The sequence below is a fragment of the Flagellimonas amphidinii genome (assembly GCF_013090115.1).
GTDB classification, from domain to species: domain Bacteria; phylum Bacteroidota; class Bacteroidia; order Flavobacteriales; family Flavobacteriaceae; genus Flagellimonas; species Flagellimonas amphidinii.
Map to the genome: position 1 here is coordinate 14,337 of NZ_JABFNN010000041.1, position 15,507 is coordinate 29,843.

15 protein-coding genes are annotated in these 15,507 nt (G+C 41.7%); 8 read left to right on the forward strand and 7 right to left on the reverse strand.

The features are described from left to right. The first annotated feature begins 94 nt into the window (after positions 1–94). Positions 95–607, forward strand: coding sequence for a DUF456 domain-containing protein (locus HJC33_RS15505; protein WP_171659762.1), 513 nt, complete (start codon positions 95–97; stop codon positions 605–607). Here HJC33_RS15505 and HJC33_RS15510 read toward each other — a convergent pair. Together HJC33_RS15510 and HJC33_RS15515 are read right to left on the reverse strand one after the other, a co-directional pair. After that, positions 604–1,158: a nitroreductase family protein gene (locus HJC33_RS15510; protein ID WP_171659763.1), complete on the reverse strand. Its 555-nt coding sequence runs from the start codon at positions 1,156–1,158 to the stop codon at positions 604–606. The two genes, HJC33_RS15505 and HJC33_RS15510, sit on opposite strands and share 4 nt — an antisense overlap. Before the next feature lie 29 nt (positions 1,159–1,187). Then, positions 1,188–2,093 (reverse strand): LysR family transcriptional regulator, encoded by a 906-nt coding sequence (locus HJC33_RS15515; RefSeq protein WP_171659764.1) that lies wholly within the window; start codon positions 2,091–2,093, stop codon positions 1,188–1,190. Positions 2,094–2,171: 78 nt separating this feature from the next. Here HJC33_RS15515 and hutH point away from each other — a divergent pair, with 78 nt between their 5' ends. The 4 genes from hutH (at position 2,172) to hutG (ending at position 8,038) form a co-directional block, all read left to right on the forward strand. Then, entirely contained in the window at positions 2,172–3,749 is a 1,578-nt protein-coding gene (hutH, locus tag HJC33_RS15520) for a histidine ammonia-lyase (protein ID WP_171659765.1), read from the forward strand. Between the two features lies 1 nt (position 3,750). Next, positions 3,751–4,983: an imidazolonepropionase gene (gene hutI, locus HJC33_RS15525; RefSeq protein ID WP_171659766.1), complete on the forward strand. Its 1,233-nt coding sequence runs from the start codon at positions 3,751–3,753 to the stop codon at positions 4,981–4,983. 69 nt (positions 4,984–5,052) lie between these two features. Next, positions 5,053–7,062, forward strand: coding sequence for a urocanate hydratase (locus tag HJC33_RS15530; protein WP_171659767.1), 2,010 nt, complete (start codon positions 5,053–5,055; stop codon positions 7,060–7,062). Positions 7,063–7,066: 4 nt separating this feature from the next. Then, a complete protein-coding gene (gene hutG, locus HJC33_RS15535; RefSeq protein ID WP_171659768.1) occupies positions 7,067–8,038 on the forward strand; it encodes a formimidoylglutamase in 972 nt (323 codons plus the stop codon). Positions 8,039–8,185: 147 nt separating this feature from the next. Here hutG and HJC33_RS15540 read toward each other — a convergent pair whose 3' ends face one another. Then, on the reverse strand, positions 8,186–8,635 hold the full coding sequence (locus tag HJC33_RS15540) for a LexA family protein (RefSeq protein ID WP_171659769.1): 450 nt from the start codon (positions 8,633–8,635) through the stop codon (positions 8,186–8,188). After that, positions 8,632–9,888, reverse strand: a complete 1,257-nt coding sequence (locus HJC33_RS15545) for a Y-family DNA polymerase (protein WP_171659770.1) — start codon at positions 9,886–9,888, stop codon at positions 8,632–8,634. Before HJC33_RS15545 ends, HJC33_RS15540 begins: the two co-directional genes overlap by 4 nt. 81 nt (positions 9,889–9,969) lie before the next feature. Here HJC33_RS15545 and HJC33_RS15550 point away from each other — a divergent pair, with 81 nt between their 5' ends. After that, a complete protein-coding gene (locus tag HJC33_RS15550; RefSeq protein WP_171659771.1) occupies positions 9,970–10,215 on the forward strand; it encodes a hypothetical protein in 246 nt (81 codons plus the stop codon). A 267-nt stretch (positions 10,216–10,482) separates the two neighbouring features. Here the strand turns inward: HJC33_RS15550 and HJC33_RS15555 are convergent, their stop codons facing one another. The 3 genes from HJC33_RS15555 to HJC33_RS15565 are packed head-to-tail and all read right to left on the reverse strand — an operon-like array spanning position 10,483 to position 13,854. Beyond that, positions 10,483–11,661 (reverse strand): acyl-CoA dehydrogenase family protein, encoded by a 1,179-nt coding sequence (locus HJC33_RS15555; protein ID WP_171659772.1) that lies wholly within the window; start codon positions 11,659–11,661, stop codon positions 10,483–10,485. A gap of 56 nt (positions 11,662–11,717) precedes the next feature. Further along, positions 11,718–12,431, reverse strand: a complete 714-nt coding sequence (locus tag HJC33_RS15560) for a tRNA1(Val) (adenine(37)-N6)-methyltransferase (RefSeq protein ID WP_171659773.1) — start codon at positions 12,429–12,431, stop codon at positions 11,718–11,720. Then, complete coding sequence (locus tag HJC33_RS15565; RefSeq protein ID WP_171659774.1) at positions 12,415–13,854, reverse strand: sulfatase family protein; 1,440 nt, start codon at positions 13,852–13,854, stop codon at positions 12,415–12,417. The genes HJC33_RS15560 and HJC33_RS15565 overlap by 17 nt, the downstream gene beginning before the upstream one ends. Positions 13,855–14,012: 158 nt before the next feature. On the opposite strand from HJC33_RS15565, the gene HJC33_RS15570 reads away from it, so the two are divergent. Together HJC33_RS15570 and HJC33_RS15575 are read left to right on the forward strand one after the other, a co-directional pair. Continuing rightward, the gene (locus HJC33_RS15570) at positions 14,013–14,588 is read left to right on the forward strand and encodes an outer membrane beta-barrel protein (RefSeq protein ID WP_171659775.1); all 576 of its coding nucleotides are present in this window, start codon (positions 14,013–14,015) and stop codon (positions 14,586–14,588) included. Between the two features lie 225 nt (positions 14,589–14,813). Continuing rightward, complete coding sequence (locus tag HJC33_RS15575) at positions 14,814–15,401, forward strand: outer membrane beta-barrel protein (RefSeq protein WP_171659776.1); 588 nt, start codon at positions 14,814–14,816, stop codon at positions 15,399–15,401. Positions 15,402–15,507: the final 106 nt, after the last annotated feature.

Consider the following 15,507-nt stretch of genomic DNA (forward strand, 5'->3'; position numbering starts at 1 on the left):
TCAAATCTACTTACGTTTTTTCAGAGGTAAAGATTTATTTCGATTTTGTTTGTAACATTTGTAGGCTAAATTTGTCTAACAACCAAAAAGGAATATGGATATTGCCTTGACGACAATAGGTTTTCTTCTGATGCTCATCGGCATCTTGGGTAGCTTTTTGCCTGTTTTACCTGGACCACCCGTAAGTTGGTTGGGATTATTGCTGATTTATCTCACCAAAGCCATCCCAGACGATTGGTGGGTACTCGGAATCACCTTGTTCATCGCTATTTTCATTACGGTAATGGATTATGTGATTCCCGCTATGGGCACCAAAAAGTTTGGAGGTAGCAAAGCTGGCATGTGGGGAACCATTGTTGGACTTTTGGTTGCCATTATTTTTCCCATTTTTGGCCCATTTGGCATCATCATCTGGCCCTTTGTTGGAGCTTTGGTCGGGGAATTGCTGAACAAGGCCAACCAAAAAACCGCATTGAAGGCGGCTTTTGGTTCCTTTTTAGGATTTCTTACAGGCACTTTTATAAAGTTGGTCGTCACTATTTTCTACGCCATATTTTATGTTTATCTGGCTGTAAAATATGCCGAGGAAATATTTACCTTTTCCTAATCCAACCACTCAACCTTATCTTCGATGGGGTTTCTAGTAGAAGCTTCCACTTTTCCGTCATAATAACCCATATAGAGAAAGCCCAAACATTTTTCTCCTTCCTTTAAGTCGAAAAAATCATCCATAAACTTGATGAGCCCCGGGGAACTCCAGTAACAGCCTATCTCCAGTTCTGTGCAACACAGCCACATATTTTGTACCGCCATGGCCGTAGCGGCCAGTTCCTCCCATTCCGGTAAACTTTCATTGGGATCCCGTTGCATGCAGATGGCAATCACGGCAGCTGAATTTGTGGGGTTGTCCTTTAATTTTTTGATTTTGACCTGTTTGGGCTTCGGGTCGACCTCTTGATATTTTTTAGAAAGAAACTCCCCCAGTCCCTCTTTCTTTTTGCCCATCAACACCTTGAATCTCCAAGGTTCTGTTTTCTTATGGGTAGGTGCCCAATTGGCTGCTTCCAAAATTTGCTCAATGGTTTCTTTTGCAATGGGCTTGTCATTATATTGAACCGGAAAAATACTACGTCGATTCTTGATCAAATCAAATATCATAACTGTTTTTTTGAGCTTATAAAGTTAAGCTATGCTTCGCTTTTCTTTGGATTTCCAAGGAGCAAATCCAAACAATTTTGCAAGGCGGGGTTTCTATTATCAACTTTCCAGACCATGGAAAGCACCGCGCGTTGCTTGATTCTCTTTAGCTCAATGAATTTCACCTTCATTTGGAAACCATATTGCAATGCTGTGGGCACAATGGCAATGCCTAATTTATTTTCCACCAACTTGAAAATAGTCTGCGCATGCACCGATTTATGCGAAACATTTGGGGAGAAGCCTCCATCCTCGCAAATACTCATCACGGTATCAAAATATAGCGGGCTATAATCTTGGGAAAAAAGGATAAAATCGTCTAAAGCCACCTGTTGAATCCCCTTAAAGTTTTTTCCATCCAAAGGATGGTTCTCTGGCAACACCAAAGAAAATGTGTCTTCAAATATGGGTTTTATTTGAAGTCCCTTGGGCACTCTGGCCATACGAACAAAACCCAAATCCAATTTATCTTTCAATATGGCACTTATTTGAGCCCTATTGGATAGCTCTTCCAAACTTGTATGTATCAAAGGATGTTTCTTTTTCATCTCTAGAAGCAGCTTGGGAACCACATTCTGCATGGCAGAACCCAAAAAACCAATGCGAACTTCTCCCATATGCCCTTTATCAACCAATTTTAACTGTTTCTTGGTCTGCTCCAAATGGTTAAGGATAAATTCCACTTCACCTTTTAAATAATTCCCCGCAGGGGTCAATTCCACTTTCTTCTTATCACGAACAAAAAGTTGGGTTTCCAGAATTTCTTCCATTTTCTTGATCTGGGTGCTTAATCCAGGTTGGGAAATGAATAGCTTTTCAGCTGCCTTCCGATAATGCAACTCTTCAGCTACGGCTAAAAAGTAAATGAAGTGTCGTAGTTCTAATTGATAATTCATAATTATTAAATACTACAAAAATAAGTATTGGTAATTATTAATGAAGCATGGTAATTTTATCTTATTCAAATTAGTAACATGCAATTACCTAAAACCTTTCATTTTGGCGAGCACCATCTTACCGCTGGCATTGCCATTGGCATAGCTGAGCACAAGGTAAAGGCCATTCTCACCGACTCCTGTTTGGAAAAAATAAAGACTAGCTGTAATCGAGTTCAAGCTATTGTGGACAAAGGAGATACTGTATATGGCATCAATACTGGGTTTGGTCCTTTATGCAATACCAAAATTTCAAAAGAAGACACCAGAATATTGCAATCCAATATTTTGCAAAGCCATAGTGTGGGCGTTGGCCCTCCCATTTCGGAGAAATTGGCCAAGTTGATGTTGATTCTTAAAATTCATGCTTTATCCAAAGGGTATTCTGGTATTGCCGAAGCAACCATACAACGAATGCTGTGGCATTTGGAGAACGATGCTATTCCGGTTGTTCCCAGTCAAGGTTCCGTAGGGGCATCAGGCGACTTGGCTCCATTGTCCCATCTGTTTCTTCCTTTGATTGGTTTGGGCAAAGTAACATATCAAGGAAAAACCATAGCAACCCGAGAACTTTTTAATACAACTGGACTAGCCCCATTGGAATTAGGACCTAAAGAAGGTTTGGCTCTAATCAACGGCACCCAGTTTATCGCTGCCCATGCTGTATTGGTCGTTCAAAAGTTACAGCATTGCCTTAGACATGCTGATATTATCGGGGCTATGATGATAGAAGGGTTGCAAGGTTCCATAAAACCATTTTTTGAAGAGCTACACCAGCTACGTCCCTTTAAGGGCAACCAACATGTGGCTGGCAGAATCAGAACTTTACTGCAAGGCTCGGAAATTTTGGAAGACCATATTGATTGTGAACGGGTACAAGACCCCTACTCCCTTCGATGTATTCCACAAGTGCATGGAGCTTCCAGAAATACTTGGTTGCACCTGAAAGAGCTTTTGGAGATTGAACTCAATTCCGTAACGGACAATCCCGTCATCATTAATGATGAACTCACCATCAGTGGGGGCAATTTTCATGGACAACCTTTGGCCATGGCGCTGGATTATGCGGCTTTGGCCGCTTCCGAACTAGGCAACATCTCCGACCGAAGAATCTACCTCGCCCTTGAAGGCAATAGCCCTGGGGTTCCCAAATTATTGATGGAGGATACGGGAATCAATTCAGGATACATGATTCTGCAATACACCTCTGCGGCATTGGCCAGCGAGAACAAGAGCTTGTGCTTTCCAGCTAGTGCCGATAGTATTCCCACCTCCTTGGGGCAGGAAGATCATGTGAGCATGGGATCCATAAGTGGTCGAAAAGCCCTTCAAATTATTGAAAATGTTGAAAAAATATTGGCCATCGAACTATTGACCGCCGCCCAAGCTTTTGAGTATAGAAAACCGCTAAAGTCTGGCGTTTTGTTGGATGAAATCCATAAATTCCTAAGAACCATGGTTTCCTTTGCTGAAAGTGATCGGGTTTTTGCCGATGATATTGAAAAGGGAATAGAAATCATCCAAAAAAATGACATCATTAGCTTGGTGGACAAAACCATGGTGGACAAAAAACTGCAATGGGATTCACCCCATTTGAACGAATTTGAAACGTATTGATATGAGTAGAGCTGTATTGATCGGGCCATTTGCCCAATTGCTTCCCATGACCGGTTTACCTTTAAAAGGTGCATTGGCCGATGAACAATTGACCATCATAGAAAACGGTGGGCTAATTGTTTCCGATGGAAAAATCCAAAAAGTCGGTGTTTTTAAAGATTTAAAATCGAACGACGTTGATGTTCATCGCATTGAAGGCAAAAAAGTGTGCCTCCCCGGATTTATAGATGCCCATACCCATATTTGTTTTGGTGGCTCGCGCGCTAAGGACTACGCCCTTAGAAATGCCGGGAAATCGTATCTGGAAATTGCAAAGGCAGGTGGAGGAATTTGGGATACCGTAACCCAAACCCGAAAAGCTTCCCAAGAAGATTTGATCGAAGGAATTATTTCCAGAAGCAACACCCATCTTCAAAATGGCATTACAACCCTTGAGGTAAAAAGTGGTTATGGTCTTTCTGTGGATGAAGAACTAAAAATGCTTTGGGCCATAAAACTGGCCAATGAAAAATCTCAGGTGGATTTAATCCCAACTTGTTTAGCGGCACACATCAAACCCAAAGACTGGAACCAACAAATTGGTTATCTGGAAGAAATTGCCTCAACGCTATTTCCAATACTGAAATCAGAAAATTTAGCACATAGAATTGATGCCTTTGTAGAGGACAGTGCTTTTTCTGAAGAGGAAATCACCCCCTATTTTCAAAAAGCGAAAGCTATGGGGTTTGATATTACTGTGCATGCCGATCAATTCACTACAGGCGGTAGTAAAGTCGCTGTTGACTTTGGAGCGGTCAGCGCCGACCATTTGGAAGCTAGTACAGAAGAAGAAATTCAGCTTTTGGCACAAAGCAACACCATTGCTACGGCACTGCCTGGAGCTTCCATTGGGTTGGGGTGCGATTTTACCCCGGCCAGAAAACTCTTGGATGCCGGAGCGGCCTTGGCCATTGCCAGTGACCATAATCCTGGGTCAGCACCCATGGGAGACTTACTGACCCAGGCCAGTATTTTGGGCACTTTTGAAAAACTCTCCAATACCGAGGTGCTGGCAGGGATAACCTTTAGGGCAGCTACAGCGCTTCGCTTGAGTGACAGAGGGAGCTTGGAAGAAAATACACTTGCCGATTTCATCGTCTTCCCAACGGACAATTACCAAGAAATCACCTATCACCAAGGACAATTAAATCCCAGTGAAGTTTGGAAAAATGGAAAACAGGTAACGTCATTCTGAACTTGTTTCAGAATCACATGAACAAAATAATGAGACCCTGAGATAAATTCAGGATGACCAAAAGAAATCATGACAACACAAGAGTTTAAAACCAGCATTTTGCAAGGAATTCCTTCGGAGTTGCCTTCAAAAAAAACATATCCAGAAACGGGAAACCCAGCTCCCAAGCGAAAGGACATCCTCTCCAATGCCGAAAAAAAACTGGCCGTACAAAACGCCTTGCGCTATTTTCCAGAGGCTTGGCATGCGGAACTCGCCCAAGAATTTGCCGAGGAGCTAAAAACCTATGGCCGAATCTATATGCACAGGTTCAAGCCTAATTATGCCATGTATGCCCGGCCCATTGCAGAATACCCTGCAATATCCAAGCAAGCTGCGGCAATTATGCTGATGATTCAGAATAATCTTGACCCTGCAGTGGCACAACACCCCGAAGAATTGATTACCTACGGGGGCAACGGAGCGGTATTTCAAAATTGGGCGCAGTACTTGTTAACCATGAAATATTTGGCCGAAATGACCGAGGAACAGACCCTGCACATGTACTCGGGCCACCCCATGGGGCTCTTCCCTTCTTCCAAGGAAGCACCAAGAGTGGTGGTGACCAACGGCATGATGATTCCCAACTATTCCAAACCCAATGATTGGGAGAAATTCAATGCGCTGGGCGTTACCCAATACGGGCAGATGACCGCTGGTTCCTATATGTATATCGGTCCACAAGGAATCGTTCACGGAACCGCCATTACGGTCATGAATGCCTTCCGAAAAGTGTTGGACAAGAATGATTCCCCAAAGGGGAAAGTATTCCTGACTGCTGGATTGGGAGGCATGAGCGGGGCCCAACCCAAAGCGGGAAATATTGCAGAATGCATAACCGTTTGTGCCGAAGTCAATCCCGAAGCAGCTAAAAAAAGACATCAACAGGGATGGGTGGATGAACTTATTGAGGACATGGATTCCCTTGTTTCCAGAACAAGACAAGCCATCAACAACAAAGAGACAGCCTCCTTGGCCTATATTGGCAATGTTGTGGAAGTATGGGAACGCTTCTTCGAAGAGGAAATTTTTGTTCATCTGGGGTCGGACCAAACCTCTTTGCACAATCCTTGGGCGGGTGGTTATTATCCCGTTGGACTTTCTTTTGAAGAAGCCAACACCCTAATGGTTCAAAATCCATCAGCTTTTAAGGAACAAGTACAAGAATCCCTTCGGAAGCAAATCAATGCTATCAACAAGCATACTGAAAAAGGCACCTATTTCTTTGATTACGGTAATGCCTTTTTATTGGAAGTTTCCCGCGCTGGAGGCGATGTGATGGCCGATAATGAGGTTGATTTCAGGTACCCCTCCTACGTTCAGGATATTTTGGGGCCCATGTGTTTTGATTATGGTTTTGGCCCCTTCCGATGGGTCTGCACTTCTGGCGACTCAAAAGATTTGCAAAAAACGGATGCCATAGCCCTAGAGGTGATGAAAGCTATCAAGGCGGAAGCACCAGAGGAAATCCAACAGCAGATGCAGGACAACATCAAGTGGATTGCTGAAGCCGAACAGAATAAACTGGTGGTGGGCTCCCAAGCCCGTATCCTATATGCAGACGCTGAAGGAAGAAGCAAAATTGCCGAAGCCTTCAACAATGCCATTGACCAAGGAGAAATTTCTGCTCCTGTGGTTTTGGGTAGAGATCACCATGATGTGAGTGGTACCGATTCTCCCTTTAGGGAGACCAGTAATATTTACGACGGAAGCAAATTCACCGCCGATATGGCCATCCATAATGTGATTGGCGATAGTTTCAGGGGTGCAACCTGGGTATCTATCCACAATGGTGGTGGTGTTGGTTGGGGCGAGGTCATCAATGGTGGTTTTGGAATGGTTCTCGATGGATCTGAAGAAGCTTCCATCCGATTGAAACGTATGCTCTTTTATGACGTGAACAACGGTATTTCCCGAAGAAGTTGGGCGCGGAACAAGGAGGCACTTTTTGCCATCAAACGTGAGATGGAACGAACTCCAGATTTAAAGGTAACTTTGCCCCATATTGTTGAATCGGATATTTTGGACAATCTTTTTTAATCCAATGAAGCATTACAAAGCCCCCATAAAGGACATTTGGACAGGACGGGTCTCCAATAAATGGCTGTATCTTCATGAAAAGGTGCATTGTACCCCATTGACAGAACTTCCCGAAGCCCAAAAAAAGTCCATTGCCCTATTGGGCTATGCTTGTGATGAAGGCGTAAAACGAAACCAAGGTAGACCGGGAGCCATTAACGGTCCGGATGCCATCAAAAGTAGCCTTGGAAAAATGCCCAATCATCTTCCAGGGCAGGTTCTTTTGCATGACGTTGGTAATATTTCCTGTGAAAACAGCGGTATGGAAACCGCCCAAAAGACGCTTAGCGATGCCGTTTTCAATCTACTGAAAAAAAAACAGTTTCCCATTGTTCTGGGTGGCGGGCATGATGTGGCCTATGGTCATTATCATGGCATTGAACGCTATTTGGACACCAAAAAAGAGGTACAGACCATTGGTATCATAAATTTTGATGCCCATTTCGACCTTCGGAAAAATACAGAACAGAGCAATTCTGGAACTCCGTTTTACCAAATTGCCATGGAATGCCAAAAAGAACATACGGATTTTAATTACCTCTGTTTGGGCATACGAAAAGATGCCAATGACAGAATTCTTTTTCAAACGGCCCGCGACCTAGATGTTACTTATGTGACTTCAGATACTTTTCAAATACCGTATTTGGAGGAAATCAACACTTGGATCCATGCCTTCATCAAAAATGTGGACCACGTATATGTGACCATCGATCTGGATGGATTTTCTTCGGCCTATGCGCCAGGGGTCAGTGCGCCCTCTCCCATGGGTTTTACCCCCCATATTGTTCTGGAATGCCTGAAAACTATTATGGGTTCTGGAAAACTCATCAGTTTGGATATTGCAGAGATGAATCCCAAGTATGATATTGATGGTCAAACGGCCAAACTGGCCGCTTCGTTGGTCCATCATGTGGCCCACAGTGTTGCTGGGAGTTGATTCCAAACAAAAAAAGCCTTCCAAATGGAAAGCCTTTCATTGGCGAGCATCACTTGATGCCCCAACTTGATTCCAATCTTTGGATTGAAATCCAACACAACGTGACAAAGATAGTAAAGGTTTTGGATTCGCAATGAGTTCAATCAATCAAACTGACTTGATCACATAGGTCACAATGCCCCAAATCAACAAATCACTGTCCTTTGGGACTTGTATGGGTTTGTACTTTTCATTTTCGGGCATCAATGTAATTTTTCCTTTTTCTAGATGCAGTCTTTTCACAGTAAATTCTCCATCTAAAAAACACACGGCTATCTTACCATGCTCCGCCTCCAAACTCCTATCGATCACCAGTAAATCACCATCATCCAATCCCGCCCCAATCATAGATTGACCGCTTACTCTTGCATAAAACGTAGCTTCCTTGTTTTGAATCAACGTGCGATCAAGACTAATGCGCTTTTGTTTAAAATCGTCCGCAGGCGAGGGAAATCCAGCCGATACCCTATTGTTGGACAAGGGAATTTCTTGACCTTCATCTTCATTTGGCCCAAAAAAAGTAAGAGAATTGATTTCTGGCGTTTTTTTAGGGGTCATTTTACTGTAATGATATCATCAATATCCGTAGTATATCTTGGGGAAAGGTGCTCTTGGCGCATTTTCCATGTCCGTTCCAAATCCTGATTGGCTATTTTGATCTTATGTCCGTATTTGTCGTTTACCCTGTCCATGACCTTCATGATTTGATGATGTTTTGGATTTTCGGTCAAAAACAAATCCAACTGCCTTTCATTGGTAGGCACCAAACCGGATACGATCACCCCTGCCCTTTTGTATTTGATGCCAGGTTTAAAAATGGAAACTGCTGCCTCAACGGCATAATTGCTTATGGTCAAACTGGAATCAGTGGCATAGGGCAATGTAACGATCACACTGCTTCTGTCCTGTGGTTCGTCCTTTTTGTGCCTATTGCTTCTTAAAAGTACCACAATATGGTTGCAACTACTGTTTTGTACCCGCAATTTTTCGGCACAACTGGATGCAAAAGTGGATATGCGTTCCTTAATATCTTCAATATTGGAATAGGTGTATTCAAAACTTCGAGTGGTGGCAATGGCTTTTTTATCTCGAGTATCATCATCCAAATCCAAGGTTGCAACACCTTCCAAATCCTTTTTCAACTTCAACCCAATAATCGCCATTTGTTTTTTGACCCAATCATCAGATAGTTGGGTAAAATCATAGGCTGTTTTCACATTCTGGGTCTGTACTCGCTTTAGATTTCCATGTCCAATTCCCCAAACCGTCTCGATTCTTGTCCATTTTAGGGCTTTAAGACGTCTTTCTTCCGATTGAATTACATATACCCCTCCTGTTTTTGACCTTAACTTTTTGGCAATCTTGTTAGCAACTTTGGCCAAAGCTTTTGTTGGTGCTATTCCGATACTAATCGGAATTCCGGTACACTTCTGAACCGTTCGCTGAATTTCTTTTCCATAAGCTTCAAAATCATAATTTTGAAAACCATCAAACTTTAAAAAGGCCTCATCTACACTGTACACTTCCATATCTGGCGTGAAAGTCCCCAAAATATTCATAACTCTTGTACTCATGTCGCCATATAAAGGATAGTTGGAGGAAAACACCTTTATACCATTGTCCTCACAAAATTTTCGGTATTTGAAGGCAGGAGCGGCCATGGGAAGGCCCATTTTTTTGGCTTCATCACTGCGTGAGATGAAACAACCGTCGTTATTGGATAATATTGCAACGGGCACATTATTGAACTGAGGCTGAAAAGCCCGTTCACAAGAGGCATAAAAATTATTGCAATCCACCAAGGCAAACATGTTGTAAATTACTTGATTTTTATAGAAATGTATATATAATCATATCGAAAAACCTATATTTGTATATATAAAATATATACAATGGAAAAAATTAGAAAATTGATTGATCTTGATGAGAATACGCTAAGTATACTAGAAATAGAAGCCAAGAAACAGAAACGCTCTTTAAAGAGTTTTTTGGAATACAATTTGGAGGAAATGGCAAGAAAACTCGAATCACCTTCTGAGGAGTACAAAGCTATGATGGATGATATGTTGGCCCGTGTTGCCGAGGGAAAAGTTGAATATATTCCAATTGAGGAAATAGAAAAAAAGTATGGCTTATAAAGTCCATATTTCAAAAGAGGCGGAGATTGAATTGCACGTAGCAGAATGTTTCTTTACTGCAAAAAACTTGTCCAAGGAATTTTTGGCCGATTTTTCCAGACAGCTCCAATTTTTAAAGACAACTCCTTACTCCTTTCAAATCAAATATCGTGGAATCCGTATCATTTGCTTTGAAACCTTCAATTATTCCATCCACTTCTTAATTAGGAATAACGAAATCATAATTTTAAGAATATTGAACCAACGCCAGAATTTTTAGGCTACTTACTACTTAAAAGCAGGTATTCCTGTAATGTCTGCGCCCGTAATCAATAAATGGATATCATGGGTGCCTTCGTAGGTGATCACACTTTCCAAATTCATCATATGCCGCATAATGCTGTACTCACCAGTAATGCCCATTCCCCCTAAAATTTGTCGTGCTTCGCGAGCAATTTTAATGGCCATATCCACATTGTTTCGTTTGGCCATGGAGATTTGCGCTGTAGAGGCCCTACCCTCATTTTTAAGCTGTCCCAATCGAAAAGCCAACAATTGTGCCTTGGTAATTTCGGTAATCATCTCGGCCAATTTCTTCTGTTGCAACTGATAGGCAGCAATAGGTTTTCCAAATTGGATACGTTCCTTGGCATATCGCAAGGCAGTATCGTAACAATCCATAGCGGCACCTATGGCTCCCCATGCAATTCCGTATCGAGCGGAATCCAAACAACCGAGCGGTGCACCCAGTCCGTTTTTCCCTGGCAATAGGTTTTCTTTGGGCACTTTTACATTGTCAAAAATCAATTCTCCCGTGGCCGAAGCCCGTAGTGACCATTTGTTATGGGTTTCTGGGGTGGAAAATCCTTCCATATCGCGTTCCACAATAAGACCGTGTATTCTTCCCTCTTCATTTTTGGCCCAGACCACAGCAACATCTGCAAATGGTGAGTTTGAAATCCAGAGTTTAGCTCCGTTCAGTAGATAATGGTCTCCCATATCCTTAAATTTGGTCTCCATTCCTCCAGGATTGGAACCATGATTGGGCTCTGTGAGTCCAAAACAACCCATCCATTCCCCTGAAGCCAATTTCGGTAAATACTTTTTACGTTGTTCTTCGGTACCGTAGGTATAAATAGGGTACATGACCAAAGAGGATTGTACTGAAGCTGTTGAACGTACTCCACTGTCCCCTCTTTCAATTTCCTGCATAATCAAACCGTAACTAATCTGATCCAATCCAGCTCCACCATACTCCTCCGGAATATACGGTCCAAAAGCACCGATTTCCGCAAGACCACCAATAATCTGCTTAGGAAATTCCGCTTTCTGGGCATACTCTTCAATAATTGGAGAGATGTCCCTTTTTACCCATTGACGAGCAGCATCACGAACTAATTTGTGCTCATCGGAAAGCAAATCATCCAAATTGTAATAATCAGGGGCTTCAAATAAATCAGGTTTCATACAACGTAATTTTGGTTAAAGGTAATGATGAAATATAACAATTTAGATAGGTATTGTTACATTTTTATATAAAATGCTTTGGTAAGTTCAATATACTCTTTTGTGTATTGATGTCGGTCCAACTCTATCACCAATTCTGAATACTTTGGTTTTGTTTTAAAAAATCCGAATTCCATTAGGCTTCGCTTAGCTTCTGAAGAAGGGGTTCCTTTTACCCTAGCAATTCGGATTGGGTTTAAACCTACTTCCTCTGCCGTACCAATAAATTTTTCTTCTTCCTTAAAAGGAAGAATAACGGAAAAAACGCCCGTTTTTGACAATAGCTTTGCTACTCCATTCAACAATTCATCAAACGGAAGCGAGTTATTTTGGCGGGCCAAATCCCGTGAAGTGTTTCCGCTTGTCATCTCCTCGGAATAGAAAGGTGGATTGGAAACAATCAAATCATATTCATCATCTACCTCATCCACAAATTCATCAAACCCAGCATGATAGCAAAACAATCGATTTGACCACATTGACATCTCAAAATTTTGGACGCATTGCTCATAAGCATTTTCATCCAACTCAATGGCATCAATAAGTTCGGCGTTGGAACGCTGTGCCAATTGCAAAGCGATTACTCCAGTTCCTGTACCAATGTCCAAAATGGATTCTGGGCCGTGTTCCAAAGAAGTCCAAGCCCCTAACAACACTCCATCCGTACCCACTTTCATGGCACATTTATCTTGTTCAATTGTAAACTCCTTGAATTTAAAGGGCTTGCTCATCCAATCTTCCGGGCTCTCTTGTTTCTGTTCCTTCCAATTCCAATAAAGAATCCCCTAATCGTTTCCTCATAGTATTGGCCAAATATTTGATTTTAGCGACCACTTCCGGGTTCTCGTCAGCTACGTTTTTAGTCTCACTGATATCGTTCTCCAGGTCGTACAATTCGATTTCCTCCAGATTAATCATACGATAGTTCCCTGGCAATCCATCCTTGCCCGGTTCTTGCCCATCCATGGTCCTATAGCGGTGTGGAAAATAGAGTTTCCATTTTCCATAGCGAACACCGAACATTTCATTTACTCGATAATAAAAAAAATAAGCTTCCTGGGGACTCTCTTTGCTCTCTCCAGTCAAAACCTTCAGTACACTTTTTCCATCAATGATTTTCTTTGGCAATTCTGCATTGGTAAGCTCAGCTATGGTGGGCAGTATATCGATGGCCATAATAGGGACATCAATAGTACTTCCAGGTTTGAACATTCCGGGATATTTCATAATGAACGGTTCCCGTTGCCCGCCTTCCCAGGCCGTACCTTTTCCTTCCCTTAAGGGAAAGGCACTACCAGCATGATTTCCATAAGATAGCCACGGGCCATTGTCCGAAGTGAAAATAACAATAGTGTTTTCTTCCAGATTATTTTCCTTGAGAGTCTCAAGAATCTGCCCAACAGACCAGTCAATTTCCATGATGACATCGCCATACAGACCACGTTCAGATTTTCCTTTGAACTTTTCGGAAACGAACAGGGGAACATGGGGCTGTGGGTGTGGCACATACAAAAAGAAAGGCTTGTCTTTGTTTCTTTGGATGAAATCCACGCTTCGCTTCGTAATCTGGGTAGTCAGTTGGGATTGTTCCTCCAAGGTATCAATTATCGTTTCATTTTCATATAAAGGCAAATCTGGAAAATTGAAGATGGGTCCCTGTTGTGGATGGTAGGGCCACATATCATTGGAATATGGAATCCCAAACCACTCATCAAAACCATGTCTTGTCGGCAAAAACATAGGATGATGCCCCAAGTGCCACTTGCCAAAAATACCGGTTGCATATCCTCTTGCCCTGAGCATTTCCGCCAAAGTGGTTTCAGAAGCATTTATTCCATGGGTATTGTCCGGCCCCAACGCATTGTGAATCCCTATCCGATTAGGGTAACAGCCTGTTAAAATCCCTGCCCTTGACGCAGAACAAACGGCTTGAGCTGAATAATAGTTGGTGAGTCTAATTCCATCGGCTGCCATTTGATCCAAATTTGGCGTTTTAATATTTGGGGAACCAAAGACACCTACATCTTGGTAACCTTGATCATCAGTAAATATCAATACCACGTTTGGAGGACCCTCCCTTTTTATTCTTTTGTTCTTTTTATCATGACAGGAGAACAAACATAAAAGAGTCAAAACAAGAAGTATTCGGTGCATATTTTGGACTTAACGGTATTGTAAATATAATTCTTATTGTTTCGTGAACTTGTTTTTAGGATTCATGAAGTCAAACAGGTCATTCATTAGATAGGGGAAAAAAATTCCCTGTAACCACAATACATTCGAGGCCAATTCAAAACACCTAAACATATATTATGAAAAAAGTTTTTCTTGCCATTATTATAATGGCCTCTGTTGTACAATTTTCCAACGCCCAAGAACAAAACAAATTCCGTGTTGGTTTAGATTTGGGATATGCCATGCCAGATGGTGGCGGCGGAGTCCTTATTGCTCTTGAACCCAAATACAATATAGCAGCCAACATGAACATTGGTTTACGTATTGAATCTGCCGCAATGGCCAAAAATATTAGTGCAGCTGGGCTATCCGTGGAGAGTAAATTGGCTGCGAGTCAATCCTTCACTGGAACGTTTGATTACTATTTTAATTCTGGAACATCATCTTTTGCTCCATTTTTAGGAGCAGGAGTTGGCTATAGTTCTTTAGCCAATATTGAAGTCGAATTCGCCGAAATTGAAGGTTCAGCTAAAGCTGAGGTAGACGGTAAATTTGGAGGACTTATCAGAGCAGGTTTTGAGCTAGGCAAACTACGATTGGCAGCAACTTATAATCTCATCGGCAAATCAGAAATAGAGGACTCTGAAATCAAAAACTCTTACTTAGGTATTTCCTTAGGGTTTTATGTTGGCGGAGGAAAATGGAAAAAATAGATGTTTCCTATCTTACAAAATTGATTCAAAAAGGAAAGCTTATAAGCTTTCCTTTTTTTCATGAATGAAAAGAAAATTCTTTTTATAACCGATAACAATGGTATTCCATCGATTTATCAACTGGGCAATAGCAATCATAAAATCCAAAGCCCCATTCATTAGTTCCGCAACACTCTCCTCAACACATCATTCTACATTCGCAACATATTATTCAATTTAACCCTTATGAAAAAACTATTTTTAGCAGTTGTTGTTCTAGTAATGACAACACAATTCACAAATGCACAGGAACAAAATAAATTCCGTGTAGGAATCGACTTTGGATACGCCACTCCGCAAGAAGGAGGTGGTGGTGCCTCTATTGCCTTGGAACCAAAGTACAATATTGCGGATAACATGAATGTTGGTTTACGCATAGAATCTGCTGCCATGGCCAGACAAATTGGTTCCACAGAAGCTGATGTATCCTCTAGCTTTTCCTACACAGGTACTTTTGACTATTACTTTAATTCAGGAAACTCAATCTTTGCTCCATTTATTGGAGCTGGTGTAGGGTATAATTCCTTAGGTAAAATTGGCGGTCTGGGTTCTGAAACTTTTGGGGAAGACAACTCATTTGCTGCCGAGGAAATAAAAGTTGATGGAAAATTTGGTGGCCTTTTGCGTGCCGGTTTTGAGCTTACAAAATTTCGCGCTGCATTTACTTATAATTTAATCGGTAAAACAGATTTTGTAGAAGGTTCAAAAATCAACAACTCGTATTTTGGAATTTCCTTTGGATTCTATCTTGGCGGAGGAAAATGGAAAAAATAAATTACCATCATAGTTTTCGTCAAGAAAGAATTTATTTTTAGACTCAGATGTCATCCTGAATGAGGCACGAAGAGGGATTCCATAATCCTAGATTTAGAATAACATT

Excerpts from the sequence above, each read along its gene's own strand:
- HJC33_RS15505 (WP_171659762.1), top strand. The coding sequence starts at position 95 with ATGGATATTGCCTTGACGACAATAGGTTTTCTTCTGATGCTCATCGGC.
- HJC33_RS15510 (WP_171659763.1), bottom strand. The coding sequence starts at position 1,158 with ATGATATTTGATTTGATCAAGAATCGACGTAGTATTTTTCCGGTTCAA.
- HJC33_RS15515 (WP_171659764.1), bottom strand. The coding sequence starts at position 2,093 with ATGAATTATCAATTAGAACTACGACACTTCATTTACTTTTTAGCCGTA.
- hutH (WP_171659765.1), top strand. The coding sequence starts at position 2,172 with ATGCAATTACCTAAAACCTTTCATTTTGGCGAGCACCATCTTACCGCT.
- hutI (WP_171659766.1), top strand. The coding sequence starts at position 3,751 with ATGAGTAGAGCTGTATTGATCGGGCCATTTGCCCAATTGCTTCCCATG.
- HJC33_RS15530 (WP_171659767.1), top strand. The coding sequence starts at position 5,053 with ATGACAACACAAGAGTTTAAAACCAGCATTTTGCAAGGAATTCCTTCG.
- hutG (WP_171659768.1), top strand. The coding sequence starts at position 7,067 with ATGAAGCATTACAAAGCCCCCATAAAGGACATTTGGACAGGACGGGTC.
- HJC33_RS15540 (WP_171659769.1), bottom strand. The coding sequence starts at position 8,635 with ATGACCCCTAAAAAAACGCCAGAAATCAATTCTCTTACTTTTTTTGGG.
- HJC33_RS15545 (WP_171659770.1), bottom strand. The coding sequence starts at position 9,888 with ATGTTTGCCTTGGTGGATTGCAATAATTTTTATGCCTCTTGTGAACGG.
- HJC33_RS15550 (WP_171659771.1), top strand. The coding sequence starts at position 9,970 with ATGGAAAAAATTAGAAAATTGATTGATCTTGATGAGAATACGCTAAGT.
- HJC33_RS15555 (WP_171659772.1), bottom strand. The coding sequence starts at position 11,661 with ATGAAACCTGATTTATTTGAAGCCCCTGATTATTACAATTTGGATGAT.
- HJC33_RS15560 (WP_171659773.1), bottom strand. The coding sequence starts at position 12,431 with ATGAGCAAGCCCTTTAAATTCAAGGAGTTTACAATTGAACAAGATAAA.
- HJC33_RS15565 (WP_171659774.1), bottom strand. The coding sequence starts at position 13,854 with ATGCACCGAATACTTCTTGTTTTGACTCTTTTATGTTTGTTCTCCTGT.
- HJC33_RS15570 (WP_171659775.1), top strand. The coding sequence starts at position 14,013 with ATGAAAAAAGTTTTTCTTGCCATTATTATAATGGCCTCTGTTGTACAA.
- HJC33_RS15575 (WP_171659776.1), top strand. The coding sequence starts at position 14,814 with ATGAAAAAACTATTTTTAGCAGTTGTTGTTCTAGTAATGACAACACAA.